Raw genomic sequence first — 24660 nt, 5'->3', positions numbered from 1 at the left:
AGGGGATCCTCAAATGCCTAGGCGGGCAAAGATCTCGTCTAGGTGGGTAAGGTGCCGCTGCGGGTCGAAGCAGGCCTGCAACTCCGCCTCGCTCAGGTGGGCCATCACCCGGGGATCTGCCAGCAAATTGGCGCGGAAATCCCCGCCAGGCTGGTTCCAGGCGCGGTGAGCATTCTCTTGGACAAGACAGTAGGCTTCCTCACGGCTCAAGCCCTTTTCCACTAAAGCCAAAAGCACCTGCTGGCTGAAGACAACACCGCCGTAGAGGGTGAGGTTGCGCTCCATGTTGGCAGGGTAAACCTGCAAGTGGCGCACTAGATCCGCCATGTTGACCAGCAAATAGTGGCAGAGAATGGAAGCATCGGGCAGGATTACCCGCTCCACCGAGCTGTGGGAGATGTCCCGCTCATGCCAGAGGGGGATGTTTTCCAGGGCCGAGAGGGCGTACCCCCTTAGCAGGCGGGCGATCCCTGTCAATTGTTCCGCTTTGATGGGGTTGCGCTTGTGAGGCATGGCGGAGGAGCCTTTTTGGCCGGGGGCAAAGTACTCTTCGGCCTCCAACACCTCCGTCCGCTGCAGGTGGCGGATCTCGGTGGCAAAGCGCTCCAGGGAAGACCCAATCAAGGCCAAAGTCTGCACATACTCAGCGTGGCGATCCCGAGAAATCACCTGGGTTGAGACCGTATCCGGCTTGAGGCCCAAGCGGGCGCAGGCCAATTGCTCCACCTGGGGAGGCACGTTGGCGTAGGTGCCCACAGCCCCAGAGATCTTGCCCACCGCCACCACCTCCCGCAGGCGCGCCAGGCGCTCCTGGTGGCGCAGGCACTCGGCCAGCCAGCCGGCCAGCTTGAAGCCGAAGGTGATGGGCTCAGCGTGGACGCCGTGGGTGCGGCCAATCATGAGGGTGTAGCGGTGTTGCCGAGCTTGCTCACGCAGCGCAGCGATGAGATCCGCTAGGCGAGCTTGCAGGAGCTCCACAGAGGCCACTAGCTGCAGGGCCAGGGCTGTATCCAACACATCCGAGCTGGTCAGGCCTAGGTGGATGTAACGTCCCGCCTCACCCACGTGCTCGTTGAGATTGGTCAAGAAGGCGATGACGTCGTGCTTCACTTCCGCCTCAATTTCCAAAACCCGCGCTGGGTCAAAAGCGGCTTTGGCTTTGATCTCCTGCAGGGCCTCTTGAGGGATCCGCCCCAGCTCCGCCTGGGCTTCACAAACGGCCAGTTCTACCTGCAGCCAGGTTTGGAGCTTGTGGGCGGTGGACCAGACTTGGCCCATTTCCGGCAGAGTGTAGCGCTCGATCAAGGTGCCTTTTCCGTCAGTACGATAGGATAAGCCAAGCTATTCTAGCGTTTGGCCTCCCCGCTTGAGTTATCCCCGCAGCTTTGACCTACGCTGCCGCCAGACTGTTTAAGAGTGGGAAATTGACCTAGAAGCAACAGGGAGTTTTCAGATGACCCTTGGAGCTGCGCTAACCCAGGAAGGAAGATCTTGGACAGCGGAAGCTTTCATGGCGTTGTCCAAAGAGGGGCATCGCTATGAAGTTGTTGATGGAAAGCCAATTGATATGGGAAGCGCAGGGGCACTCCATGGTTATGTCTGCAGTCTCCTATTAGCGGCTTTAGCCTCCTACGTTTTGTCCAAGAAGCTGGGAGTCGTTTTAGATTCCAGCACTGCTTTTAAGATGAAGAGTGGCAATTGGCGCTCCCCTGACATTTCTTTTTTTGCCAAAGAACGCTTGCAGGGCATGACCGAACTGCCCACAGGATTTTTAGAGGGTGCCCCCGATCTGGCTGTTGAAGTGCTCTCTTCCGGCAATACAATCGAAGAAATTCATGACAAGCTGGTGGAGTACTTTGAAAATGGCAGCCGCCTGGTTTGGCTCGTCCACCCCATTGAGCACTACATCCTGGTGTATCGCAGCTCTGAAGAGCCCGATCGTCTCCTCAAATCGGTAGATCTTCTCGAGGGTGAAGAAGTCATTCCAGGATTTGCCCTACCCGTTTCTCATCTATTCCAGAAGCTTTCCTTTTAAGTCCAATTGAGGTTCAAGAGTTGCCCCTCTTGCCGACAGTTTATGCTGGAGTGGCTTGGGATCCTTAGCAGTGCAGAGCCAATGAAGCGTCGATTGGGAAGGGTGGCCCTGATCAGTTTCCTAACAGCATTCTTGGCTGCTGCCCCTGCTCTCTCTTGGCCAACTCCTGCTGAGAGCACTTCAGGCCCAAAAACGGCTTCTGAGTTCAACTGGCAGGGATCCCTCAAGTTGTTGCGGGGGGATCCAGTGGCGGCTTTGGCAGATCTGGATCGAGCAGTGCAGTTGGATCCCACCTATGCGCCGGCCTACGTGAACCGCAGCTACGTTTACAACTCCTTGCGCCAGCCCCAAGAAGCTCTGGTCGATGCCGAGCGGGCCATCCAGTTGGATCCGGGGATCCCGGAAGCCTACTTCAGCCGTGGCGTAGCCCACCTGCAAATGGGGAAGCGAGAGGCCGCTATGGCCGACTTTCGCCAGGCGTTGGCTCTCTTTTCCAAAAGCGGCAACTTTGCCGATCAAACCATCATTCAGCAACTGCTGCGCCAATTGGGGGTGGAGTAAGCAACCGGCTAAGTTCAGCTTTCTTCCTTGCCCCCCAGCCACTCCTCTAGGGAAACTGCCTGGGCCTGCAGCCCGAAGACTTCACAAAAAGACTTCACCAGGACTGGGGCCACAGCAGCCATCGTCACCTCCGGACAAAACTGCACCAGGGATCCCACAGGTCGGTCAGGGATCCCACAGGGCACGATGGCCTCGAAGGCAGCTAGATCTGGACAAACGTTGAGGGCAAAGCCGTGGTAGGTGATCCAGCGGGAGACCTTGATGCCAATGGCGGCCACTTTGTGCCCTTCCACCCAAACCCCCGTTAGGCCAGGGATCCGCTCCCCCCTCAAGCCAAAGTAAGCCACAGTCTCGATGACCACCTGCTCCAGTTGGCGTAGGTACCAGTGGATATCCAGACAGTGGCGTTTGAGGTTGAGGATTGCATACCCCACCCACTGCCCTGGCCCGTGGTAGGTCACTTCGCCGCCCCGCTCCACCCGCAGGATCTCCGGCCCTTGTCCAGAAGGGGATTTTGGTTGGACAGCCGGGGATCCTATTGGTTCGGAGAGACTCTTGAGGAATCGGGGATCTGCTCCTGCCCCCAGGGTGTACACCGGCGGGTGGGTCAGCAACAGTAGCCCATCCGGTAGCTGGGGATTGCGGATCATCTGGGTCAGTCTGGTCTGCTGCCAAGCCCAGGCTTTGCGGTAGGGCACCTCTCCCGGCAGGTGGACGTGCAGAACTGGCACACCCAAATAGCCCTCAAGCCCTGGCAAAGACCTAGTGCCGCCTTCGCTGCCTATCCGGGAACTAGCCGTCGGCCGGGACCTAGCCTACCGACAGATTGACCTGCGCCCGCAGCCGCTCCACCAAGGCGCGAGGCTGCAGCAGTCCCTCGATGCGGTCAACCGGCCTCCCGTCCTTGAACAAGATTAGGGTCGGCACGGCGTAGATCCCCCAGCGAGCGGCAATGTTGGGGTACTTGTCTATATCTACCTTCACGAAAGCAATGGCGTCCCCCACCTGGGGCTTCACCTGCTCCAACACCTGCGCCATTACCTGACAGGGACCGCACCAGGTGGCGTAAAAATCCACCAGAATGGGAGTTTTGGATCCCTGGATCATGTCGTCAAAGCTTTTGAACCACTGTTTCTGGGCCATGGCAACCAAAGAATGCAACCTATTTGCAGTCTAAATGTTTGAGATGGAAATGTGGGTAGAGATTCTGCTACAGCTTGCTTTCGGCTTCCCGGTAGGAGGGCTAGGGCTTGGCCGGTACCTGTAGTCTAGGGAGCGAACTTGAAGGAAGGGAGAGGCTTTAGCAGGGCTTAACGAAGGAGTGGGATCCTGATGGCAACAATCCGGATGGTGAGCCGAGGTGTGGTGGCCGGGGTACTGGGTGGGATGCTCTTGAGCCTCTGGGGGATCGGGCGTTGGCTGTGGGATCCCTCGGCCTGGATCCAGGTGGCGGCCGGCCTGCTCTTGAGCGGGGGGACGTTGCTGTACTGGCTGAGAACCCGCCCCGCCGACTGCTTGGTGGTGGAGCCGCAGAGCTGGCGCCTCAACCGCCTCAGCCCCGACCGCTGGCTCATCCAGGCTGACTTCGTGGCCCGCAATCTCAACCCCCTTTTTGAGGTCACCTTGGCCCAGGTGGAGCCGCGACTGCATCTGCTCAGCACCAGCTCCGTCGAGGGGATCCATACCCAAATTCGCCTCCGCTCCCGTCACCCCGACTTGCCTCCTCGCCAAGACAACTACTGGCAGGCTTACATCATCACCCCCCAAAGCCAGACTGGCCTAGAAGTCGAGATTGAACTAGGGGGGGAAGGACTGGCAGATTTGCGCTCGGCCTGGCTAGAGCTGGACTACGTCCAGTACGGGCGGCAGCGGCGTACCCTCAAGACTAGCCACCTCATCTTGCCGCTGCAGGAAGTGGATCCCTTGGCGGAGCTGTGCTGGCAGCAGCAGGGACCGGTGAGTTGGGCTGCCATTCCCACCCATCTGCTCACCCCCAGCGATGACCTGGCTGAGGTGTTGCGGCGCTACGTGGGCCCCCACTTCCAACCCGGCGATGTCGTGGCCCTTTCCGAGAGTGCTGTAGCCATTGTGCAGGGCAACTTTCGCCATCCCCTGCAGGTGCAGCCTGGCTGGCTGGCTCGCACCCTGTGCTACTTCTTCCCCTCCAAGACCAGTCTCTCAAGCTGCTACGGGATGCAGACGCTCATTGACTGTTCGGGGGCCTGGCGAGTACTGGGGGCCTTTGTGGCGGGATCCCTGGCTAAGCTGCTGGGGATCCCAGGGGTGTTCTATGCCCTAGCGGGGGAGCAGGCGGATCTCATCGACGATGTCACCGGCACCTTGCCCCCCTATGACCAGTTCATTGTCTTGGGACCGCGGGATCCAGCCAAGCTGGTGGCCGAGCTCCACGCCCAGACCGGCTACGAGGTGGCCATTGTGGATGCCAACGACCTAGGCGAAGTCAACGTCTTGGCGGCCAGCCCAGGTGTGGAGCGGGGACTGGTTGAGCAGGCTCTGCGCAAGAACCCGGCGGGCAATGCGGCAGAGCAAACGCCGATTGTGCTCATCCGGAAGCGGCTGCCGGCATAGAGGTCACCTGGGATTTGAGAGCCTGCATCGCCTGGTGGGTGGACAAGAAGAAGCGCTCGGCGCCCACTTTCTCCACAAACCCCGCCATTTTGAGGCGATCCATCACCGGCCCCTTCACCTCGGCCAGGGCAAAGCCCACCCCCATTTGGCGCAGACGTTCCACCAACTGAGTCAGCACCTCCAAAGCGCTGCCGTCGATGAAGTTAATGGCGCTGGCCACCAGCAGCACCTGTTCCACTGCTGGCCGCGCTGCCACCTCTTGCAGCAGATACTCCTGCAGGTAGGCGGCGTTGGCAAAAAACAGGCTTTCATCCACCCGCACTGCCAGGATGCGCGGATCGGTAATCACCTCATGGCGCAGCACGTTGCGGTAGTGCTCGGTGCCAGGCACCTGGCCGACAATGGCGATGTGGGGACGGCTGGCCCGCCAGAGGAAGAGGAGGATAGACACCAGCACCCCCAGCCCAATCCCCGGCTCCACCCCGATCCCCAGCACGCTGGCAAAGGTAACCAACCAAACCAAGGCATCGCCGCGGTCGTAGCGCCAGCTCTGCAGCAAGGGGTGAAAATCCACCAGTCCCAGCACTGCCACCAGCACAATAGCTGCTAGGGTCGTCTGGGGCAGGAAGGTAAACAGAGGCATCAGCCAGCTCACTGCCAGGGCTATCAGGGATCCCGTCACCACCGAAGCCAGGCCGCTGTTGGCCCCGGCCTGAAAGTTAACTACTGAGCGGCTGATCCCGCCGGTTACGGGGTAGCCACCACTTGTGGCTGCGGCCAGGTTGGCCACCCCCAGGGCCACTAGATCCTGGTTGGGATCCACTTTCTGCCGCCGCTGGCTGGCCAGCGACTGACCTACTGCATAGCTTTCTGTAAAGCCCACCAAGCTAATGGCCAAGGCTGTGGGCAGCAAAGCTCGCCACTCTGGCCAGCTCAGCCAAGGGAAGGTCAGGGGGGGCAAACCCGCCGGAATGGATCCCACCACCGCCACTCCTGCTCTTTCCGAGAGGTTCAACCCCCACACCAGCAGCGTGGTCAGGAAGACGGCTCCCAGCGGCGCGCCCTTGGTGAGAAGTAGGCCCCAGAGGGGTGGGATCCCCCAGCGGCGCAGTTGAGCGGGGAGCTTCTGCTGGGCGTACACCAAGAGGGTGATGGCCAACAGCCCCAGCCCCAGAGTGACCCAGTTTACCCCCTCCAGGCTCTGCCAAAGCCGTTGCAGCATCAGCCAGAAGGACTCGGTGTTGGCGATCTTCACCCCCAACAGATGGCGGAGCTGGCTGAAGGCGATGATTAGGGCTGCGGCGCTGCCAAAGGCCGTTACCACCGAGCGGCTCAAGAAATTGGCCAAAAACCCCAGCCGCAGTAGCCCTACCCCTACCTGGATCAGGCCCGCTTCTAGAGCCAAGCCCAGCGCCAACCGGCCATACTCCGGGCTGCTCGGCTCAGCCAGCGGCTCCAAGCCCGATGCCACCAGCAAGGAGATGATGGCCACCGGCCCCACCGACAAAGCCCGGCTGGATCCTAGAAAGCCGTAGGCGATGACCGGCAGGATAGCGGCGTAGAGACCTGTCTGGGGAGGCAGCCCGGCCAGCAGCGCATAGGCCATGCTCTGGGGCACTAGGAGAAGGGCTGTAACCAGTCCGGCCATGAGATCCCCTGGCAGATCCTCTGGCCGATACCGAAGCCACCACAAGGAATCCCTGGTAAAGGGCAGGTAGCGCGCCGGGATTCTCTGGGGGGAAGGGATCCCGCTCATAGGGCCTGACCTCGGTTCCAGGGCATGCGGGCCAAAAGCAGCGCCAGACCACAGGTGTTGGTGATCCCGGCAAACACCAGCCCAGCTCCCACAAAGCCGCTCAACACCAGCCAGGCCGGATGGACAAAGGCTCCCAGCAAGGTTCCGGTGAGCACCAGGGATCCCGCCGCAATTTGCACCTGCCGCATTAGCGAAATGGGCGCGTTGCGGGTGCGGGTGGTGGGCAGCTTGGCAGCCTTCCAAGCCTCAATCCCGCCTTTTAGACTAAGCACCTCCGGCCAGCCGTGGTCTAGCAACTGACAGGCAGCGCGGATGGAGCGACTGCCCATGCGACACTGCAACACTACCGGTTTTTCCGGCGTCGAGGCCGGCACCCTGGCCGGGTCAAAGGTAGATAGAGGCATGTTGATCGCCCCTGGGATCCGCTCATCGGCATATTCTCCCGGCTCCCGCACGTCGATGAGCTGTACCCGCCCTTGATCCAGCCACTGCTTTAAGGTCAGGGCGTCGATCTCCTTGAGACGGGGATCCCGTTCCTGCTGAGCGGAAGGCGTAGGATTTTGTCGGGCTACAGTCATCGGTTTCCTCCTCGGGTAACTAACCTTCTTCCTCAAGCAACCTGCTGGGCTCGCCGGGGTAAAACTGGCTATCCAGGATTTGCTCGGGAGCGTAAGGACACGTCTTGGGAAAAGTCTTTCTGGGCAGCTGGGTCTCTTCCAGGGCTAGCTGGAGCGCCCTCAGGTAAGACTTGGCGATGGCCTCTGGCAAATAGGGCCTCAGGCTTGGGCTTTCCTCCAGCAGATCCAGAACTTCCTGCCGCTGTACCTGTAGGGTGAGCAGCCAGCTTACCGATCTAGCCTGCGGCTGATACTCCCATTTCAGGAGGTGCCCCACCAAAACCCCCAGCCGGTTGCGCAGCTCTTGCCGCTGTTGCCTGCCCAACGATTCCATCTCCTCAATCAAATGGGGCAGGTCTAGCTTCTCCCAAGCCCGCTCCCGCAGAAATTGAGCTTGTTGCTGAGTCCAAGCATAGAAATCCTTCTCATAGAGACTTTCTGGATCCACTCTCAACCCTCCCCCTTCTGACCAGCCGGCTCAGAGAAGTCTAGCTAGCTCAGCAGGCTTTACAGCCTCCAACTAAACCGCGGCTGCCACTTGGCCGCACTGCTCGTTGGCCGGCACTGCTTCCTGGATCTTTTTGGGCTGAGGCAGGTTGAGGCTATTCATCAGGGCGATGAAGCTCTCCCGCGAACGCAGCTTGCCCGTCTGTAGATCCACAAAGCGGGGGTTCCAGCGCTTCTCTTCGCCAATGGTGGAGACGGTGTGCCCACGGTAGTCGTGGCCGGGATAGACCAGCGTCTCGTCTGGCAGGGTAAACAGGTGCTGCGTAACGTGGTCGTACATCAGGCCAGGATCCCCACTTTGGAAATCCGTGCGCCCACAGCCGCGAATGAGCAAGGAGTCTCCGGTGAGAACGCGATCCCCATGGACGCGGTAGCTCATGTGGCTGTCGGTGTGGCCCAGGGTGGCGATGGCCTCGATGGTGATGGATCCCACCTGCAGCGTTTCCCCATGGCCAATGAAGTGGTCGGCACATTGGGCTTTGGCCTGGACTGGCACCACCCCTTGGCAGCGGGTCAACTCGCGCAGCTTGCCCGTGCCGGTGATGTGGTCGGCGTGAACGTGGGTCTCGAGACAGTACTTCAACGTCAGACCCAGCTCTCGAATTAACTTCAAGTCCCGCTCCACCTGCTCCAACACGGGATCCACCAGCGCGGCCTCGCGGGTGTTTGGGTCTGCAACTAAGTAGGTGTAAGTGCTTGTCTCGGCGTCGAACAGTTGGCGAAATAGCATGTTACCCTTCTGTTTGTTGGCAAAGACCTGAACATAGCTTGGGCCTCTAGGAACACTATATAACCACTTAGTGTTAAAATCAAGTCAGCACAGCCCTCAAGACGGTCTATGGATGGGGACGAGCTCGCGAAAGGCGGCAAAGACGAGCGCCAGTTGACCCTGACGCCAGAAGTGCTGACCAGCGTGGCGGAGTACTTCAAGGTTTTGGCGGAGCCCAGCCGCCTGCAGATCCTGTGTCAGTTGCGCTCGGGGCCCAAGAACGTCACCCAAATCCTAGAGGCCACTGGCATGGGCCAGGCCAACGTTTCCAAACATCTCAAGATCCTGGCGCAGGCAGGGATCGTCAGCCGCGAGCCCAAGGGCGTGAGTGTCTACTACCAAATTGCGGATCCCGTCTGTTTTGAGCTGTGCGAGGTGGTGTGCAGGCAGTTGATCAAGCGGCTTAAGCAGCAAGCCCAGCAATGGGAGCCGCTGGCAGCCCTTCACTCCAGTAGGCTGAGCAGCGAGAGCTCTTGAGGGGGTAGTGCCAGGAGAAAGCCCAGCAGCCCGAACTCCCCTCTCGTCTAATCCCACAAGTTCAGATCGGTCACCGCCCCCAGGCTGCTGCTGGAGACCAGCTTGGCATACTTGGCCAGAATACCTCGTTTGTAGCGGGGCTCGGGCGGAACCCAGCGGGCGCGGCGGCTGGCCAGCTCCTCTTCGCTGACATGCAGGTGGAGGAGGCGAGCAGGGGCATCGATAGTGATCAGATCCCCTTCTTCCACGAGGGCAATGGGGCCGCCTACATAGGCCTCAGGGGCCACATGGCCCACCACCATGCCGTAGGTGCCCCCAGAGAAGCGGCCATCGGTAATCAACCCCACGCTATCTCCTAGACCAGCGCCGATGATGGCCGAAGTAGGGGAGAGCATCTCCCGCATGCCAGGGCCGCCCTTAGGGCCCTCGTAGCGGATCACCACTACGTCCCCCGGTCGAATCTGGCCGGCGAGGATAGCCTCCAGACAGGATTCTTCCGAGTTGAAGACCCGCGCTGGCCCCGTGATCCTCGGATTCTTGACGCCGCTGATCTTGGCCACTGCCCCTTCGGGCGCAAGGTTGCCCTTGAGGATGGCTATGTGCCCTTGGGGGTAAAGGGGGCTATGCCAGGGGCGAATCACCTCTTGATCTGGGCTGGGCTCGTCCGGCACGTCCCGCAGGACTTCGGCAATTGTTTGTCCAGAGATGGTGAGGCAGTCGCCGTGCAGCAAGCCGTGGTTGAGCAGGATCTTCATCACCTGCGGGATCCCGCCGGCCCGGTGCAGATCAGTGGTTACAAACCGGCCCGAAGGCTTGAGGTCACAGAGAACAGGCACGCGGGCGCGGATGGTCTCAAAGTCATCCAGCGTCAGGGGCACCTCTGCCGCGTGGGCAATAGCTAGAAAGTGGAGCACGGCGTTGGTGGATCCCCCTACGGCCATGATGACCGAAATGGCGTTCTCGATGCTCTGGCGGGTGATGATGTCCCGCGGCCGGATATTAGCTTTGATGGCCTCGGCCAAGACTTTAGCCGATTGAGCGGCGCTTTCGGCCTTCTCTTCGTCCTCTGCCGCCATGGTGGAGGAATAGGGCAGGCTCATGCCCATGGCCTCAAAGGCGCTGGACATGGTGTTGGCCGTGTACATGCCGCCGCAGGATCCGGCACCGGGGCAGGCGTGGCGCTCGACTGCCAGCAGCTCTTCCTCAGAGACGCGGCCAGCACTGTACTCCCCTACCGCTTCAAAGGCGCTGACAATGGTGAGGTCGCGGCCATTGTAGTGGCCGGGCTTGATGGTGCCGCCATAGACAAAGATAGAGGGCACGTTAAGGCGGGCCATGGCGATCATCGCCCCCGGCATGTTCTTGTCGCAGCCGCCGATGGCCAAGAGACCATCCATGCTCTGGCCGTTGACCACCGTCTCGATGGAATCGGCAATCACCTCCCGCGACACCAGGGAGTACTTCATTCCCTCAGTGCCCATGGAAATGCCGTCGCTAATGGTGATGGTGCCGAAGACCTGAGGCATGCAGCCGGCCTCCCTCAGGGCAGCTTCAGCCCGCTCGGCCAAGGCTTGGATCCCGATGTTGCAAGGGGTGATGGTGCTGTGGGCGTTGGCGATGCCGACAATGGGCTTGCCGAAATCCTCATCGCGGAAGCCCACTGCCCTGAGCATGGCGCGGTTGGGAGAGCGCTGCACTCCCTGGGTGACGACTTGGCTGCGCAGTGGAGAAGGAGGGTTGGCCATCATGGAACAGAGCGGGACGACAAGCCCCCGCTGGGATAAGTAGAACCCATCCTACCGCTCTGAAAGACTTATACAACGCTGGACAAAAGCGGACTTTTGCTCCAGGTTGACGCTTTCTCCCTGCTTCCACGACCCGTAGCTAGTGGCAGAGCTTACCCCTACCACCCCGCCAGAGGGATCTCCACAGGCGTCACTTCCCCGCGATCGCGATAGCGGGCCGTAGGCCTTGCTGCAGGTAGGTGCTACGAGCCCCCATAAGGCACACCGGCTAAAGACGGAGCCAACTTTAGCCTAGGCAAAGTGCCTCCCAGAAAAGATGTACTCGCAAGCCTACTCGCTCAGCCCATCTCCGTCAAGGCAGGAGGTTGGTTATGCCACAAAGTGGCTGATTGTCTAGTGAATCAAGGACTAGAGGAGAGCCCTGTTTTTGCCAGCCCAGCCGAAGCAAAAGCCCGGCAAGGCCAGCCAAATCTGAAGCAACTCTGTAAGTTCCCGGCACCTGCCCCGAGAATCGGCCAGCCTACCTAGTAGAAGGGATCCCAGCCTCCATCGGGTCAGCGGGACAGAGTCCTTGCTAGAGGCGAGGGATTCCGTGCTTCGGCGTTTCTTTGGGGAAGCCTCGTATGGTTCTTAGCTCTCCTCCCTCTGTCATGCCCAGCAGCGCCGAACGCGAGATGGCGCGGGATGTGCTCACCCTCTACCGGCATGTCTTGCAGCAGTTTGGCAGCTTCACCGCCGAGGCCCAGGACTTCAGTGCTCTGATGAACCGCATTGCCCTGGCCGGCAAGATGATTGCCCGCCGTCTCAGCCAGGCAGGACTCATCGAGGGAGCGCTGGGCGTAACCGGCAACGTCAATGTCCAAGGGGAAGAACAGCAGCGGATGGACGAGTACGCCAACCGGGCCTTCATCCGCGCTTTGGAGCAGACAGGGCTAGTCTGTCGGCTGGTCTCAGAAGAGATGAAAACCCCGGCCCGCCTGCCGGAAAACTGCTCCCTCAGCCGCCTGGCGCTGCTTGTCGATCCCCTAGATGGCTCCTCCAATATCGAGGCCAACCTCAGCGTTGGCTCCATTTTCTCTGTCCTTCAGCCCCTGGAGGATCGCCCTGAGGCTGACCACCAAGATCTCCTCCAGCCGGGCCGCCGGCAACTGGCTGCTGGCTATATCCTCTACGGCCCCAGCACCCAACTGGTCTATTCCGTCGGCAAGGGGGTACATAGCTTTACGCTGGATCCCAGCTTGGGCGAGTTCATCCTCTCCCAAAGCGACATCCGCATTCCCGAACGTGGCTCCGTCTACAGCCTCAACGAGGGCTACTTCTGCCAGTGGAGCGAGGGGATCCAAAACTTCATCCGCTACGCCCATCGCCAAGGCAGCTATACCTCCCGCTACAGCGGCGCTCTGGTGGCGGATTTTCACCGCATCCTGTTGCAGGGAGGGGTATACCTCTACCCCGGCACCCGGCAAAAACCCGAGGGCAAACTGCGGCTGATGTACGAGGCCAACCCGCTGGCGTTTTTGGCCGAGCAGGCAGGAGGCGTGGCTACCACTGGCACCGAGGCCATCCTGGACATCGTGCCCCACTCTCTCCACCAACGGGTGCCCCTCATCATTGGCAGCCGCGAGAACGTGGAAGAGGTGCTGCGCTGTCTGGAAGGTTCTCTGCGGCCCTAGCTCCTCTCTCCCTATCCACCCAAGCTGAGCCGACTCTATGGTGGCCCTGGCGGAAAACCCCTTGCGCGTTGGCCTCAACCAAGAGCGCATTCCGGATCCTTGCATTCTGGTGCAGTTTGGCGCTTCCGGGGATCTGGCGGCCCGCAAGCTGATCCCGGCCTACTACCGGCTCTTTGTCCAGCGACGGCTGCCGCCGGAGTTTACCTTGGTGGGGGTGGCTCGCCGCGACTGGAGCCACGAGATCTATCGGGACAAGATGCGGGCAGCCCTGAAGGAATTTGCCTCCCAGGATCTGGGGCCAGAAGCCCTCTGGCAAGACTTTGCCAGCCGCCTGTTTTACTGTCGCCTGGATATTGGCGATGCCGAGGGCTACCTGCGCCTCAAGCAATTTCTCAGCCAACTGGACGAAGAGCGGGGCACCCGCGGCAACCGCGTGTTTTACCTGGCGGTGGCGCCGGACTTCTATGCCCAGGCCCTCCAGCAGTTGGGGGCAGCGGGGATGCTGGCCGATCCAACCAGGACGCGGGTGGTGATTGAAAAGCCCTTCGGCCACGACCTCACCTCGGCCCAGGAGCTGAACCGCCTTGTGCAGCGCATCTGTCAGGAAGAGCAGGTCTACCGCATCGACCACTACCTGGGCAAAGAGACGGTGCAAAACCTGCTGGTCTTCCGCTTTGCCAACGCTATCTTTGAGCCTCTCTGGAACCGCAACTACATCGACCATGTGCAGATTACGGTGGCGGAAACGGTAGGGGTGGAGGATCGGGCCGGCTACTACGACGCTGCCGGCGCCCTGCGGGACATGGTGCAGAACCACCTAATGCAGATCTATTGCCTGACGGCCATGGAGCCGCCCGTCTCGTTGCGCGGCGATGGGGTGCGCAATGAAAAGACCAAAGTGCTGCAGGCCACCCGTCTGGCCGACACTCGCAACGTGGCAGCCGCAGCGGTGCGGGCCCAGTATGGCCCCGGCTGGATTGGCGGCAGGCCAGTGCCCGGCTATCGCCAAGAGCCCAATGTCAACCCCAACTCGCAGACCCCCACCTATGCCGCCCTGAAGCTGGAATGCGACACCTGGCGGTGGAAAGGGGTGCCCTTTTACCTGCGCACGGGCAAGCGCCTAGCCAAGAAGGTTTCCGAGGTGGCCATCTACTTCAAGCAGGTGCCCCTGTCCCTTTTTCCTTCGGCAACGCGAGAGGTGAGCCCCAACATCCTGGTGCTGCGCATCCAGCCCAACGAGGGCATCTCCTTGCGTTTTGAGGCCAAGATGCCCGGGCCGGAGATCCGCACCCGCTCGGTGGAAATGGATTTTCGCTACGGGACAGCCTTTGGGTCGAGCGCGCCAGATGCCTACGAGCGCCTGCTGTTGGACTGCCTGCTGGGGGATCCCACCCTGTTTACCCGCGCCGACGAGGTGGAAGCTGCCTGGCGGGTGGTAACGCCCGTTTTGTCGGCCTGGGAGACGCCACCTGGCTATGATACCGCGCCGCCGCTGTACACCTATGAGGCCGGCACCTGGGGGCCCAAGGCTGCCGAAGACCTGCTGGCCCAGTCCGGGCGGCGGTGGCGACGTCTCTAGTTTCCTGCAGCAAAACCTGGCTCAGGTAGCGACTGGGGCTGATAAAGCGCCAAGGGGGCGAGAGCAGACATTTCAAACAGCGATTGCGGCTAACATGGGCATGGCCTGGTTTTGCGTGGGTATCATGCCGTCGCTGTCGTTCCGGTTTTGCCTAGCCTTGCCGGTGGGCCTTGCCCTTGTCTTGGGGATAGAGGGAGGGGATCCCGCGCGGGCTCAGGTCTTGCTCCATGTGCCCCTGCCCAATGGGGACTTGATGCAGGCCCAGGGGCTGCAACTAGCCACCAACGCGCTGCGGCTAGCCCAGTTTGGCCAGACCGAAGAGGCGTTGCGCCGCCTGCAACTGGCCGTGGCCATGGTGCCCACCTCTTCCGAGCTGCTCTACGCTTTGGGCAACGTCTATCTGGAGCTGGGGAACTCTGCCCAGGCCGTGCAGGTGCTGCAAAGGGCCCGCGCTCTGGCTCCCCAGGATGGGGATGTCCTCTACTCCCTGGGAGTGGCTTACTTGCGGCAGGGCAGCTACTTTGCCGCCGCCGAGGCCCTGGAACGGGCTGTTGCCTTGCAGCCGGATAACCCCAACGCCCGCTTTCAACTGGGCAATGCCTACCTCATGCTCGACCAATGGGATCCCGCCCGGCGGGAATATGAGAAAACCTTGGAGTTGGATCCCGCCTACTGGCCTGCTATGAACAACCTTGGCCTGGTGGACTACGAGCAAGGGGATCTGGAGGCGGCCATCGAGCGCTGGGAACGCACCATCGAGATGAACGAGGCGGTGGCCGAGCCCTACCTGGCCCTGGCTACAGCCCTGTACGTTCGCGGCCAAACCCAGCGGGCGGAAGAACTGGGGGCCAAAGCCGTGCGCTTGGATCCCAGCTATGCCCGGCTAGAGGTGCTGCGGGAGAACCTGTGGCGGAATAACCTGCTGCGAGATGTGCAAGTTCTCCTGCGAACACGGGCAGTGGTAGAGGCCCTACAGCAGGCTGCTGTGGACCGGTTCAACCGCCAGATGGGTCTTGCAGGAGAGTAGCCCGGGATCCCTCGGCCACTGGCTTTTGCAGCTTCTCAAGCTTGGCTCGGATCCGCTCGGCAATACCGACACTGTTGAGGCCAAGGTCTGCAAGAGACTCTTCACGGGTAGCATGTTCTACCCAAATGTCTGGCACCCCCAGGCGCAAAAGAGGCACCCGGATATCGGCATCCAGGAGGGCTTCCCCCACTGCCGAGCCAAACCCGCCCATGAGGCAGCCTTCTTCCACCGTCACCACCAGGCGGCTTTGTTCGGCTAGGGGCAGGATCAGCTCTGTATCCAGGGGCTTGGCAAAGCGGGCATTGACTACCGTCGTGGAGATGCCGTGCTCTTTGAGGATCTCCGCGGCCTGCAAGCTGGGATAGACCATCGACCCATAGGCCAGGACTAACACATCGCCGCCGCTGCGCAGCACCTCCGCCTTGCCAATGGGAATGGGCTCCCAGCCATCTTCCGCTAAGGGCACCCCAACGCCAGAGTCGCGCGGGTAGCGCATGGCAATGGGTCCTTGGGTGTACTGGATCCCGGTTACCACCATGCGCTGCAGTTCCGCTTCGTCTTTGGGGGCCATCAGCACCATCTCGGGGATGCAGCGCAGATAGGCGATGTCGTACATGCCCTGGTGGGTGGCGCCGTCAGGTCCAACCACGCCTGCCCGATCCAAGCAGAAAAAGACTGGCAGCTTTTGGAGGCAGACATCGTGGATAATCTGGTCGTAGGCCCGCTGCAGGAAGGTGGAGTAAATGGCCACCACCGGGCGCATCCCCTCACAGGCCATGCCAGCAGCCAAGGTGACCGCGTGCTGCTCCGCGATCCCCACATCCACAAACTGATCCGGCAGTTTTTCCTTGAGCTTGTCCAGGCCAGTGCCGGTGTCCATGGCTGCCGTGATGCCCATGATGCGGGGATCCCGCTCCGCCAGTTTGCAAAGGGTATGGCCGAAGACCTTGCTGTAGCTGGGGGGAGTGGGTTTGGTGGGGGGATAGGGTTTGCCGGTGGCCAGGTCGAAGCGGGATTGGGCGTGATAGCTTACCTGCTCAGCCTCTGCCGGTGGGTAGCCTTTGCCCTTGACGGTGGCCACATGCACCAGCACGGGCCCAGAGAGGCCATGGGCCAACTCAAAAGCATCCAACAACTCTGCCAGGTTGTGCCCGTCCACCGGCCCCACGTAGGTAAAGCCCAGCTCCTCGAAGATGATGCCGGCCTTGTTGTTCTGCACAGCAGTAACCAGCTTCACCGTCTCCTTCATGCGCTCAATTTCGGGGCTGAGACTGGAGCCAACTAGAGGCAGGTTCTTCAGTTGCTCCTCCAGGCTGTCGGCCAAAAATTGCACTGGCGGGCTGAGGCGCAGGCGGTTTAAATAGCGCGGGATCGCCCCCACATTGGGGGAAATCGACATGCCGTTGTCGTTGAGAACCACCATCAGGTTGGTCTTGGGCAAATGGCCGGCGTGGTTGATGGCCTCATAGGCCATGCCCCCGGTCAGGGCGCCGTCCCCGATGATGGCCACCACCTTGAAGTTTTCCCCCCGCCGGTCGCGGGCAATGGCCATACCCAAGGCTGCCGAGATGCTGGTGGAGGCGTGGCCGGCCCCAAAGTGGTCGAAGCGGCTTTCGCTGCGCTTCAGGTAGCCGGAGATCCCCCCCTTTTGGCGAATGGTGTGGAAGTTGTGATACCTGCCGGTGAGCATTTTGTGGGCATAGGCTTGGTGCCCCACATCCCAAATAACCTTGTCGCGATCCAGGTCAAGGGTTTTGTAGAGCGCCAAGGTCAGCTCCACCACCCCCAGCCCTGGCCCTAGGTGACAGCCGACGGGAGAGTTGGCAGCCGTTTGCAAGTGTTTTTCGCGGATCTGGCGAGCTAAGCTGCGCAGCTGGCTGAGGCTTAGGTTGCGGAGCTGGTTGGGATGAGTGATTTCACTCAGGTGCATAGGGGATCTGTCCTTCCGGTGTGATCTCACTCTAGATCATGGCTTTCCCAGAGGGCTTGGCTGGAGTCTTTTCAAAACTTCGCTGGATGTCTCCCGCTGCAGGGTTAGCATCGGACAAAGGCCCCGCTTTTCGAGGTTGCCTGCCCATGAGGATTGCCGACAACATCACCCAACTCATCGGTCGCACGCCGTTGGTGCGGCTCAACCGGATCCCGCAGGCGGAGGGATGCCTGGCGGAGATTGTGGTTAAACTGGAGAGCTTCAACCCGGCAGCCTCGGTAAAAGACCGCATTGCCGTCAGCATGATCGAGGCAGCTGAGCAAGCCGGTTTAATTTCCCCCGGCAAGACCATTTTGGTGGAACCCACCTCCGGCAACACGGGCATTGGCTTAGCTATGGCGGCAGCGGCCAAGGGCTACCGGCTCATCATTGTCATGCCTGAGAGCATGAGCCTGGAGCGGCGGCTGCTGTTGAAGGCCTACGGGGCAGAGGTGCATCTAGCCAGCAGCGCCGGTGGCATGGGAGAGGCCATTTGGAAGGCGGAAGAGATCGTGCGCCGCACCCCCAATGCCTACATGCTGGGCCAATTCACCAATCCGGCCAACCCCCAAATCCACGCCCGCACCACCGGCCCCGAGATCTGGGAGGACACCGATGGCCAGGTGGACATCCTGGTAGCGGGGGTGGGCACTGGCGGCACCATTACCGGGGCGGGCGAGTTTCTCAAGAGTAAGAAACCTTCCATTCGGCTAGTGGCCGTCGAGCCCAAGGCAAGCGCGGTTCTAAGCGGGGGACGGCCCGGCTTTCACCGCATCGAGGGCATCGGGGCAGGGTTTGTGCCGGAGGTGTTGCGGCGGGATCTCCTGGATGAGGTGATTGCCGTAGACGACGAAGAAAGCATGGTCTACAGCCGCCGCCTGGCCAGAGAAGAAGGGATCCTCTCCGGCATTTCCACTGGGGCAGCCCTGGCTGCCGCTATCCAGGTGGGGCGGCGACCGGAAAACGCCGGCAAGCTGATTGTGATGATCCAGCCCAGCTTTGGCGAGCGCTACCTCAGTACGCCTCTCTTCCGCGACCTGGAGCGAGAGTCGGACTCGCGGCTGCCGCAGTCTTTGGTTAGGTAGTCAAAACTCGCCAGCTAGGGCCGCTAGGCAGCGCTCACACAGCTCTGGATGTTCGGCAAATTCCCCCACCCGAGGAGAGTAGTTCCAGCAGCGCACGCACTTTTTGCCCTCTGCCCGCTGAACGACAACCTGCAGCTCCGCCGCCTCAGTCTCTGCCTTGATGAGCTCCACCTGGGAAGTGATAAACAGGTAGCGCAGCTCGGCGGCCCGCTCTTCCAGAAGAGCGTACAGGTGGGGATCCGCCACCTTGAGGATGAGCTTGGCTTCGGTGGAAGCGCCGATGAGCTTGTCGGTGCGCGCTTGTTCCAGCGCCTTGTTCACCTCCTGCCGCACTGCCCGCAGCTTTTCCCAAGTGGCAGCTAGCTGGGGATCCCGCCACTGCTCCGGCAGTCGCATCCAGCCCCCTTCAAACACCGAACGGGTGGGCTTGGGGTAGGGCAGGTAGCTCCAGATCTCTTCTGCGAGGTGGGAAAGCACTGGGGCGATGGCCTTGGCCAAGTTCTCCAGCACCAGGGACAGCACCGTCTGACATTGCCGCCGCCGCAGGCTGCGGGCGTGACTGATGTAGAGGCGATCCTTGCCAATGTCCAAGTAGAAGTTGGAGAGATCCACCACGCAGAAGTTCTGAACCGCTTGGAAAAAGCGGTAGAACTGATAGCTGTCAAAAGCTTCGGTGATCTCCTCTCCCACCTCCTTTAGGCGGTGCAGGAGGTAGCGATCCAACTCGGTCAACGCTTCAAAGGGAACGGCATCCTGGGCCGGGTTAAAGTCATAGAGGTTGCCTAGCAGAAAGCGGGCTGTGTTGCGGATCTTGCGGTACACATCTGCCATCTGCCCCAGAATGGTCTTGCCCAGGGGCACGTCGCCGGAGTAGTCCACGCTGGAAACCCACAGTCGCAGCACATCGGCCCCGTAGGCGGGATCCGTCTGAGGGTCGCTGCCGCCGTTGACGAGCACCAGGGGATCGATGACGTTGCCCAAGGACTTGCTCATCTTCTGGCCCTTTTCGTCCAGCACAAAGCCGTGGGTGAGCACCGCCTTGTAGGGGGCACAGCCATTGACCGCCACTGAGGTCAGCAAGCTGGACTGGAACCAACCTCGGTGCTGATCCGAACCCTCCAGGTAGAGATCCACGGGGTAGCCCAACCCGCGCGCCTGGGCCACCGCTGCCCAGGAAGAGCCGGAGTCAAACCAAACATCCATGGTGTCCGTGCCCTTGCGGTAGGTGCGGCCATTGCGGCGGTACTGCTCCGGCAGCAATTCTTCTACTGGGCGCTTCCACCAGGCGTCAGATCCCTCTTGGGCAAAGATGGCCTTGATGTGGTCAATGGTTTCGGCAGTCAGCAGAGCCTCGCCAGTCTCCTCGTCATAGAAGACAGGGATGGGCACCCCCCAGGCCCGCTGGCGGGAGATGCACCAGTCGGAGCGCTCCTTGACCATGGCGGTGATGCGGTTTTCCCCTTCCGGTGGGATCCACTTCACGGTTTTGATGGCCTGCAGGGCCAGCTCCCGGAAGCCGGCTACGGACGCAAACCACTGCTCGGTGGCCCGGAAGATGGTGGGTTCTTTGGTGCGCCAGTCGTAGGGGTATTTGTGGCTGTAGGGCTCCTCCTTGAGCAGGGCGCCGGCAGCCTGCAAAGCCTTAATCACAGCCAGGTTGCCGCTAGTCTCCGGTTCTTTGGAGAGGACATCTAGCCCGGCAAACTGGGGGCCGGCTTCTGCGGTAAACCTCCCCTGCTCGTCCACGGGGCTGAGGATGGGCAGGCCGTACTTTTGGCCAGTCTTGAAGTCTTCTTCCCCATGCCCCGGCGCCGTGTGGACAATGCCGGTGCCGGACTCGGTGGTCACATAGTCTCCCAAAACACAGAGGCTAGTGCGGTCAAAGAGGGGGTGGCGTCCCTGGCAGTATTCCAAAGCGGATCCCGGCAGGGTGGCCTTGACCTCTAAGGGAGTCTCCAGGACTTTTTCCAGCCGCTGCCGCAGAGCGGCGGCAATGAGCAGCAGGCCAAAGCGGGGAGACTCCACCACCGCATAGGTAAGCTTGGGGTTAAAGCAGAGAGCCAGGTTGGCCGGGATCGTCCAAGGGGTAGTCGTCCAGATGGCCGCCCGCAGGCCTGGCAGGAAGGGCTCTAAAACCGGCCGCGCTGCCGGGCTGAGGCTTTGCAGGGGAAAAGCCACGTAGATGCTGGGGGAGATGTGGTTGTCGGGATATTCCAGCTCCGCTTCTGCCAGGGCCGTCTGGGAGCTGGGGCTCCAGTGGACGGGCTTGAGGCCGCGGTAGATGTAGCCTTTGAGAACCATCTGGCCAAACACCTCGATCTGGGCCGCCTCGTACTCCGGCGATAGGGTCAGGTAGGGCCGATCCCAATCTCCCCATACCCCCAGCCGCTGAAAACTGGCCCGCTGCACGTCGACGTAGTGCAGGGCGTACTCTCTGGCCTTTTGCCGCAGTTGCAGGGGGGTGAGACTCTGCCGCTCCTGGGGGGAGAGGCTTTGCAGCACTTTCAGCTCGATGGGCAGGCCGTGGCAGTCCCAGCCAGGTACGTAGCGCACCTTGCGCCCTCGCAGGAGGTGGTACTTGTTGACGATGTCCTTGAGGATCTTGTTGAGGGTAGTGCCCATGTGGATGTCGCCATTGGCATAGGGTGGCCCATCGTGCAGGACAAAGGGATCCCCCGGATTGGTTTCCGACAGACGCTGGTAGATCTGTTCTTCCTGCCAAAAAGCCTGGATGGCGGGCTCTCTCTTAGCGGCCTCCGCCCGCATGGGAAACTGAGTCTGCGGCAGGTTGAGGGTACTCTTGTAGTCCACGGCAACTTGAGCAGGCTAAAGGGCGTTTTTCTATCCTACGCCGTTGCCTGGTTCTCAGTCGTGTTCTAGGCTTCCTCTCCCTAGCCTGAGGGAAAGGGATCCAGACGGCCACCTCGGCTTTCTGCCAGGAGTCTGGCTTGCTTGGGGTTCCTTTCTTTAGGGTTGAACGGTGAGGCGCCGGCTCTCGACAACCAGGCCACTTTGGTTAACCAGCATCACCGAGATCCACTCAGCACCCGCTTCTGGGGGGGCATCCGCCTGCAGGAAGATCCCGCCCGCCTGCAGAGGTTCGAGGGCAAACGAAGTGACATCCAGGTAGCTTGCTCCGGCAACGGGCCGCTCCGCCACAGCGCCCAACAGCAAAGATTGGGTGAGGGGCTCGGCCACAATGGCCTGCAGCGAGTAGGTGGATCCCGGCTTGACCACCTCCGGCAGCTTGAAAGTAACGGTGGGGGGTGCTGAGCCGGAGGTGAGCGTGCTCGACTCCCGCAGCACTTCTTGCTCTACCAGCAGCAGTTGTCCTGGGTTGGCGGCATCCGGGCGGTAGCGGTTGCGCACCAGGACGGAAGCCTTTACCTGAAACTCCCCCCGCCCCGAAGCCTGGGATCCCTGCACTTGGCTAGCAATCTCAGCTACAATCTCAGGGCCTATCTGCCGCCAGGAGACAATTTGGGCGGAGTAGGTCAGCTCAGGATGCGCGTCCCACAGCTTGCGAATGGCCTCTTCCACCCCCTGCCGATCCAACCCGTCGCGGTGGCGGAAGTCGGGGCTGTAGCCGGCCATCACCTTCGGCAAGTCCCGTCGGTTAGCCGCGGCTATTTGCTCGTTCAGCCACTCGACCAGAGCCGCTGGCGCAGGGGCAGAAACCTGCCTTTGCAGCCCGCTTTCTAGGCGTAGCGGGGGAGTCTGGGCCAGCACTTTGCCTGCAAGCGGGATCCCCCAGCTCAAACTCAAGGCAAGGGGCCAGAGCAGTTGGGAAAAGGCGGATCGAGAGCTCAAACTGTGGGCCTCCGGCGGGCAGGTCTGCGCTTAGTTTAGCCTGTCCGGGTAGGGATCCGGCCCAACTTGGCCGAGCGGCTATCCACACCCCTAAAGCCCGGTTTATTCTGGAGATTGGGTTGCATGGCGAGGTTCCATGGCGTCCCCTCACTCTCCTGCTTTCTTGGCTTTGGTCAACGAGGCCAAAAGCCGCATCCAAGAGCTGACCGTCGAGCAAGTCAGGCAGAAACAACGGCAAGGAGATTCCTTCTACCTAGTCGACGTGCGGGAAGAGTCGGAGTGGCAGGCAGGTCGCATTGCTGGCGCCATTCACTTGAGCAAAGGCATTATTGAGCGGGACATCGAGAAGGTGATCCCAGACAAAGAAGCAGAAATTGTCCTCTATTGCGGTGGTGGGTTTCGTTCAGCCCTGGCAGCTGATAACCTGCAGAAGATGGGCTACCGCCGCGTGTTTTCGATGGACGGCGGCATCCGCGCCTGGCGAGAGGCTGGCTTTCCCGAAGAGTGCTAGAAATTCTCGCTCAGCTTTCCCAAGGAGAAAGGGAGCGTTTGTAACAATTCCGCAACTATATTGGTAGCTAGGGCCAATAGCTTTTTTCCGTTGCCTTTGCCATGCCTCAAACCTTGCCCCGCCCGGAGATTGCCGCCCGTCTGCAGCAGTTGCGCCAGCTTTTACAGGAACAGAATTTGGATGGGTTTTGGGTGCCCTCCGCCGATGAGCACCTCAACGAGTACCTGCTGGAGTATCGCAAGCGGCGGCAGTGGATTACAGGCTTTACCGGCTCGGTGGGCGATGCTTTGATCAGCCGGGACAGGGCTTGGCTGTGGGTAGATCCCCGCTACCACGAGCAGGCGGAGCGGGAAGTGGATCCCAACCTGTTTACGGTGATCAAAGGCGGTCTGCCGGACCAGCCCAGCCTGATGGAGATTGTAGAGGAGTTAGGATCTGGGTTTCGCCTGGGGGTGGATCCCTTTACGGTGTCCGTAGCCACCTACCGCCAGTTACAAGCCCACGCCCAAGCCGGGGGAGTGCTGCTGGTGCCGGTTCGCGAAAACCCGCTGGACAAGCTGGCCAAGGAATCTAGCCAAGCCCTTTTGGAGCAACCCATCTATCCTGTCCCTGCCCAGCTCTGCGGGGCCACCCCCAGCGACAAACTGGCCCAGGTGCGCCAGGAGATGCGCCGCAAGCGGGTAGGCCTGTTGCCCTTAACCAAGTTGGACCAGGTAGCCTGGCTATTGAACCTGCGTGGCTCTGACATCCCCTACAACCCGGTGTTCCGCGCCTACGCGCTGGTTGCCCTGGAGAGGGTTGCCCTCTTCACAGATCTGGAGCGCCTTACTCCCTCGGCTCGGCAAGCGCTGGCCGAAGCGGAGGTAGAGCTCTGGCCCTACGAGGCTTACCCGGAACACCTGCCCCAGTGGGCCGAGCGCTACAGGCCGGTGGGAGTGGATCCCAAGCAGACCACTCAGGGCACGCAAGAGCTGCTGCACGGGATCCCCTGTCGGGAGCTGGATCACCCCGTGGATGTCCTCAAGGCGGTCAAAAACCCCACCGAGCTGGAGCAGATGCGGCTAGCCAACCGCAAAGCCAGCCGGGCCAAGATCCGCACGCTCGCCTGGATCGACCGGCAGATCCAAGCAGGGATCCCCATCAGCGAAGCCGATGTGGCAGCCACCCTGGAGGCCCACTACCGCGAGGAAGGGGATTGGGTGGGCCTGAGCTTTAACACCATCGCTGGGGCCGGGGCCAATAGCTCTATCGTTCACTACGGCACCCCGGATCCTCAGAAGCTGCTGCAGCCAGGCGAGTTGTTTTTGTTGGACTCGGGATCCCACTACCTGGGGGGCACTACCGACGCTACCCGCACCCTCTGGATTGGCTCGCAACCCGCGGATCCCTTGTGCAAGCGGCGCTACACCGAGGTGCTCAAAGCCCACATTCACTGCGCCCGCCAGATCTTCCCCCCCGATACCTACGGCCTCTCTTTGGATGGCATTGCCCGCTCCAGCCTCTGGCAGGCAGGGCTAGACTATGGCCACGGCACTGGCCACGGCGTCGGCGCTTTTTTGAACGTCCACGAGGGGCCCAATGGGATCCACCGCCGCGCCAGCACCCCCTTCAAGGTAGGCATGATCACCAGCATCGAGCCAGGTTACTACCAGCCAGGCTGGGGCGGGATTCGCCTGGAGAACCTCTACGAGGTGGTTGCCCTCCCCGAGCCAGAGGGCTGGATGGGCTTTCGCTCTCTGACGTGGATCCCTTTTGACAGGCGTTTGATCGATTGGGATCTCCTAGACGCGGCACAGCGGGCTTGGCTTGATGAGTATCACCGCCAGGTTTACGCCCTGCACCAGGCCAGTCTCTCAGAAGAGGATGCCTCTTGGCTAGAGTGGGCCTGCGGTCTTGCCAGCTAGCCGTTATGCCACGGGTCTTGCCGCTAGCGCAAGCTCTCGCAAACCA

At 61.1% G+C, this 24660-nt stretch carries 21 protein-coding genes; 10 read left to right on the top strand and 11 right to left on the bottom strand.

Going from position 1 to position 24660, the window contains the following annotated elements; translation table 11 throughout:
* Positions 1-9: 9 nt before the first annotated feature.
* Positions 10-1305, bottom strand: coding sequence for an adenylosuccinate lyase (gene purB, locus NW833_RS01930; RefSeq protein WP_414404897.1), 1296 nt, complete (start codon positions 1303-1305; stop codon positions 10-12).
* 148 nt (positions 1306-1453) lie between these two features.
* Between purB and NW833_RS01925 the strand changes: the two genes are divergently transcribed.
* Positions 1454-2035 (top strand): Uma2 family endonuclease, encoded by a 582-nt coding sequence (locus NW833_RS01925; RefSeq protein ID WP_414394055.1) that lies wholly within the window; start codon positions 1454-1456, stop codon positions 2033-2035.
* Between the two features lie 81 nt (positions 2036-2116).
* Positions 2117-2596, top strand: coding sequence for a tetratricopeptide repeat protein (locus tag NW833_RS01920; RefSeq protein WP_414411363.1), 480 nt, complete (start codon positions 2117-2119; stop codon positions 2594-2596).
* A gap of 14 nt (positions 2597-2610) precedes the next feature.
* On the opposite strand, the gene lipB is transcribed toward NW833_RS01920, so the two are convergent.
* Complete coding sequence (lipB, locus tag NW833_RS01915; protein WP_414411362.1) at positions 2611-3327, bottom strand: lipoyl(octanoyl) transferase LipB; 717 nt, start codon at positions 3325-3327, stop codon at positions 2611-2613.
* Positions 3328-3406: 79 nt separating this feature from the next.
* On the bottom strand, positions 3407-3739 hold the full coding sequence (gene trxA, locus NW833_RS01910) for a thioredoxin (protein ID WP_414394061.1): 333 nt from the start codon (positions 3737-3739) through the stop codon (positions 3407-3409).
* Between the two features lie 189 nt (positions 3740-3928).
* On the opposite strand from trxA, the gene NW833_RS01905 reads away from it, so the two are divergent.
* Positions 3929-5185: a hypothetical protein gene (locus tag NW833_RS01905; RefSeq protein ID WP_414411361.1), complete on the top strand. Its 1257-nt coding sequence runs from the start codon at positions 3929-3931 to the stop codon at positions 5183-5185.
* On the opposite strand, the gene NW833_RS01900 is transcribed toward NW833_RS01905, so the two are convergent.
* The 4 genes from NW833_RS01900 to NW833_RS01885 all read right to left on the bottom strand — a co-directional run bounded on the left by NW833_RS01900 (position 5160) and on the right by NW833_RS01885 (position 8795).
* Complete coding sequence (locus NW833_RS01900; protein WP_414411360.1) at positions 5160-6941, bottom strand: SulP family inorganic anion transporter; 1782 nt, start codon at positions 6939-6941, stop codon at positions 5160-5162. The two genes, NW833_RS01905 and NW833_RS01900, sit on opposite strands and share 26 nt — an antisense overlap.
* Positions 6938-7519 (bottom strand): rhodanese-like domain-containing protein, encoded by a 582-nt coding sequence (locus NW833_RS01895; RefSeq protein WP_414394067.1) that lies wholly within the window; start codon positions 7517-7519, stop codon positions 6938-6940. Before NW833_RS01895 ends, NW833_RS01900 begins: the two co-directional genes overlap by 4 nt.
* Positions 7520-7538: 19 nt before the next feature.
* Positions 7539-8006, bottom strand: a complete 468-nt coding sequence (locus NW833_RS01890; protein ID WP_414411359.1) for a DUF29 domain-containing protein — start codon at positions 8004-8006, stop codon at positions 7539-7541.
* 72 nt (positions 8007-8078) lie between these two features.
* The gene (locus tag NW833_RS01885) at positions 8079-8795 is read right to left on the bottom strand and encodes an MBL fold metallo-hydrolase (protein ID WP_414411358.1); all 717 of its coding nucleotides are present in this window, start codon (positions 8793-8795) and stop codon (positions 8079-8081) included.
* 108 nt (positions 8796-8903) lie between these two features.
* Between NW833_RS01885 and NW833_RS01880 the strand changes: the two genes are divergently transcribed.
* A complete protein-coding gene (locus tag NW833_RS01880; RefSeq protein ID WP_414411357.1) occupies positions 8904-9311 on the top strand; it encodes an ArsR/SmtB family transcription factor in 408 nt (135 codons plus the stop codon).
* 47 nt (positions 9312-9358) lie between these two features.
* On the opposite strand, the gene ilvD is transcribed toward NW833_RS01880, so the two are convergent.
* Positions 9359-11056: a dihydroxy-acid dehydratase gene (gene ilvD, locus NW833_RS01875; RefSeq protein WP_414411356.1), complete on the bottom strand. Its 1698-nt coding sequence runs from the start codon at positions 11054-11056 to the stop codon at positions 9359-9361.
* A gap of 674 nt (positions 11057-11730) precedes the next feature.
* On the opposite strand from ilvD, the gene fbp reads away from it, so the two are divergent.
* The 3 genes from fbp to NW833_RS01860 all read left to right on the top strand — a co-directional run bounded on the left by fbp (position 11731) and on the right by NW833_RS01860 (position 15335).
* Positions 11731-12729, top strand: a complete 999-nt coding sequence (fbp, locus tag NW833_RS01870; protein ID WP_414411399.1) for a class 1 fructose-bisphosphatase — start codon at positions 11731-11733, stop codon at positions 12727-12729.
* Between the two features lie 37 nt (positions 12730-12766).
* Positions 12767-14308 carry a glucose-6-phosphate dehydrogenase gene (zwf, locus tag NW833_RS01865; protein ID WP_414411355.1) on the top strand — a complete coding sequence of 514 codons (1542 nt, stop codon included), beginning with the start codon at positions 12767-12769 and terminating at the stop codon, positions 14306-14308.
* Positions 14309-14432: 124 nt separating this feature from the next.
* Positions 14433-15335: a tetratricopeptide repeat protein gene (locus tag NW833_RS01860; protein ID WP_414411354.1), complete on the top strand. Its 903-nt coding sequence runs from the start codon at positions 14433-14435 to the stop codon at positions 15333-15335.
* Here the strand turns inward: NW833_RS01860 and dxs are convergent.
* Positions 15304-17265: a 1-deoxy-D-xylulose-5-phosphate synthase gene (gene dxs / locus NW833_RS01855; RefSeq protein ID WP_414411353.1), complete on the bottom strand. Its 1962-nt coding sequence runs from the start codon at positions 17263-17265 to the stop codon at positions 15304-15306. The genes NW833_RS01860 and dxs overlap by 32 nt on opposite strands.
* 146 nt (positions 17266-17411) lie before the next feature.
* Here dxs and cysK point away from each other — a divergent pair, with 146 nt between their 5' ends.
* The gene (cysK, locus tag NW833_RS01850) at positions 17412-18389 is read left to right on the top strand and encodes a cysteine synthase A (RefSeq protein ID WP_414411352.1); all 978 of its coding nucleotides are present in this window, start codon (positions 17412-17414) and stop codon (positions 18387-18389) included.
* Here the strand turns inward: cysK and ileS are convergent, their stop codons facing one another.
* On the bottom strand, positions 18390-21155 hold the full coding sequence (gene ileS / locus NW833_RS01845; RefSeq protein WP_414411398.1) for an isoleucine--tRNA ligase: 2766 nt from the start codon (positions 21153-21155) through the stop codon (positions 18390-18392).
* Between the two features lie 201 nt (positions 21156-21356).
* Positions 21357-22199, bottom strand: a complete 843-nt coding sequence (locus NW833_RS01840; RefSeq protein WP_414411351.1) for a hypothetical protein — start codon at positions 22197-22199, stop codon at positions 21357-21359.
* A gap of 136 nt (positions 22200-22335) precedes the next feature.
* Between NW833_RS01840 and NW833_RS01835 the strand changes: the two genes are divergently transcribed.
* Together NW833_RS01835 and NW833_RS01830 are read left to right on the top strand one after the other, a co-directional pair.
* Positions 22336-22710: a rhodanese-like domain-containing protein gene (locus tag NW833_RS01835; protein ID WP_414411350.1), complete on the top strand. Its 375-nt coding sequence runs from the start codon at positions 22336-22338 to the stop codon at positions 22708-22710.
* 101 nt (positions 22711-22811) lie between these two features.
* Positions 22812-24614 carry an aminopeptidase P family protein gene (locus NW833_RS01830; protein ID WP_414411349.1) on the top strand — a complete coding sequence of 601 codons (1803 nt, stop codon included), beginning with the start codon at positions 22812-22814 and terminating at the stop codon, positions 24612-24614.
* Positions 24615-24660 lie beyond the last annotated feature (46 nt).

It is taken from the genome of Synechococcus sp. O70.1 (assembly GCF_047462215.1).
Lineage (GTDB): Bacteria > Cyanobacteriota > Cyanobacteriia > Thermostichales > Thermostichaceae > Thermostichus.
Note: the sequence above shows the minus strand (reverse complement) of the source record. Positions and strands in the feature narration are given on the sequence as shown.

Bases quoted from the DNA above. Each gene is read 5' to 3' on its own strand.
- NW833_RS01925 (WP_414394055.1), top strand. From the start codon at position 1,454: ATGACCCTTGGAGCTGCGCTAACCCAGGAAGGAAGATCTTGGACAGCG.
- NW833_RS01920 (WP_414411363.1), top strand. From the start codon at position 2,117: ATGAAGCGTCGATTGGGAAGGGTGGCCCTGATCAGTTTCCTAACAGCA.
- trxA (WP_414394061.1), bottom strand. From the start codon at position 3,739: ATGGCCCAGAAACAGTGGTTCAAAAGCTTTGACGACATGATCCAGGGA.
- NW833_RS01905 (WP_414411361.1), top strand. From the start codon at position 3,929: ATGGCAACAATCCGGATGGTGAGCCGAGGTGTGGTGGCCGGGGTACTG.
- NW833_RS01900 (WP_414411360.1), bottom strand. From the start codon at position 6,941: ATGAGCGGGATCCCTTCCCCCCAGAGAATCCCGGCGCGCTACCTGCCC.
- NW833_RS01895 (WP_414394067.1), bottom strand. From the start codon at position 7,519: ATGACTGTAGCCCGACAAAATCCTACGCCTTCCGCTCAGCAGGAACGG.
- NW833_RS01885 (WP_414411358.1), bottom strand. From the start codon at position 8,795: ATGCTATTTCGCCAACTGTTCGACGCCGAGACAAGCACTTACACCTAC.
- NW833_RS01880 (WP_414411357.1), top strand. From the start codon at position 8,904: ATGGATGGGGACGAGCTCGCGAAAGGCGGCAAAGACGAGCGCCAGTTG.
- ilvD (WP_414411356.1), bottom strand. From the start codon at position 11,056: ATGGCCAACCCTCCTTCTCCACTGCGCAGCCAAGTCGTCACCCAGGGA.
- fbp (WP_414411399.1), top strand. From the start codon at position 11,731: ATGGCGCGGGATGTGCTCACCCTCTACCGGCATGTCTTGCAGCAGTTT.
- zwf (WP_414411355.1), top strand. From the start codon at position 12,767: ATGGTGGCCCTGGCGGAAAACCCCTTGCGCGTTGGCCTCAACCAAGAG.
- NW833_RS01860 (WP_414411354.1), top strand. From the start codon at position 14,433: ATGCCGTCGCTGTCGTTCCGGTTTTGCCTAGCCTTGCCGGTGGGCCTT.
- dxs (WP_414411353.1), bottom strand. From the start codon at position 17,265: ATGCACCTGAGTGAAATCACTCATCCCAACCAGCTCCGCAACCTAAGC.
- cysK (WP_414411352.1), top strand. From the start codon at position 17,412: ATGAGGATTGCCGACAACATCACCCAACTCATCGGTCGCACGCCGTTG.
- ileS (WP_414411398.1), bottom strand. From the start codon at position 21,155: ATGCGGGCGGAGGCCGCTAAGAGAGAGCCCGCCATCCAGGCTTTTTGG.
- NW833_RS01835 (WP_414411350.1), top strand. From the start codon at position 22,336: ATGGCGTCCCCTCACTCTCCTGCTTTCTTGGCTTTGGTCAACGAGGCC.
- NW833_RS01830 (WP_414411349.1), top strand. From the start codon at position 22,812: ATGCCTCAAACCTTGCCCCGCCCGGAGATTGCCGCCCGTCTGCAGCAG.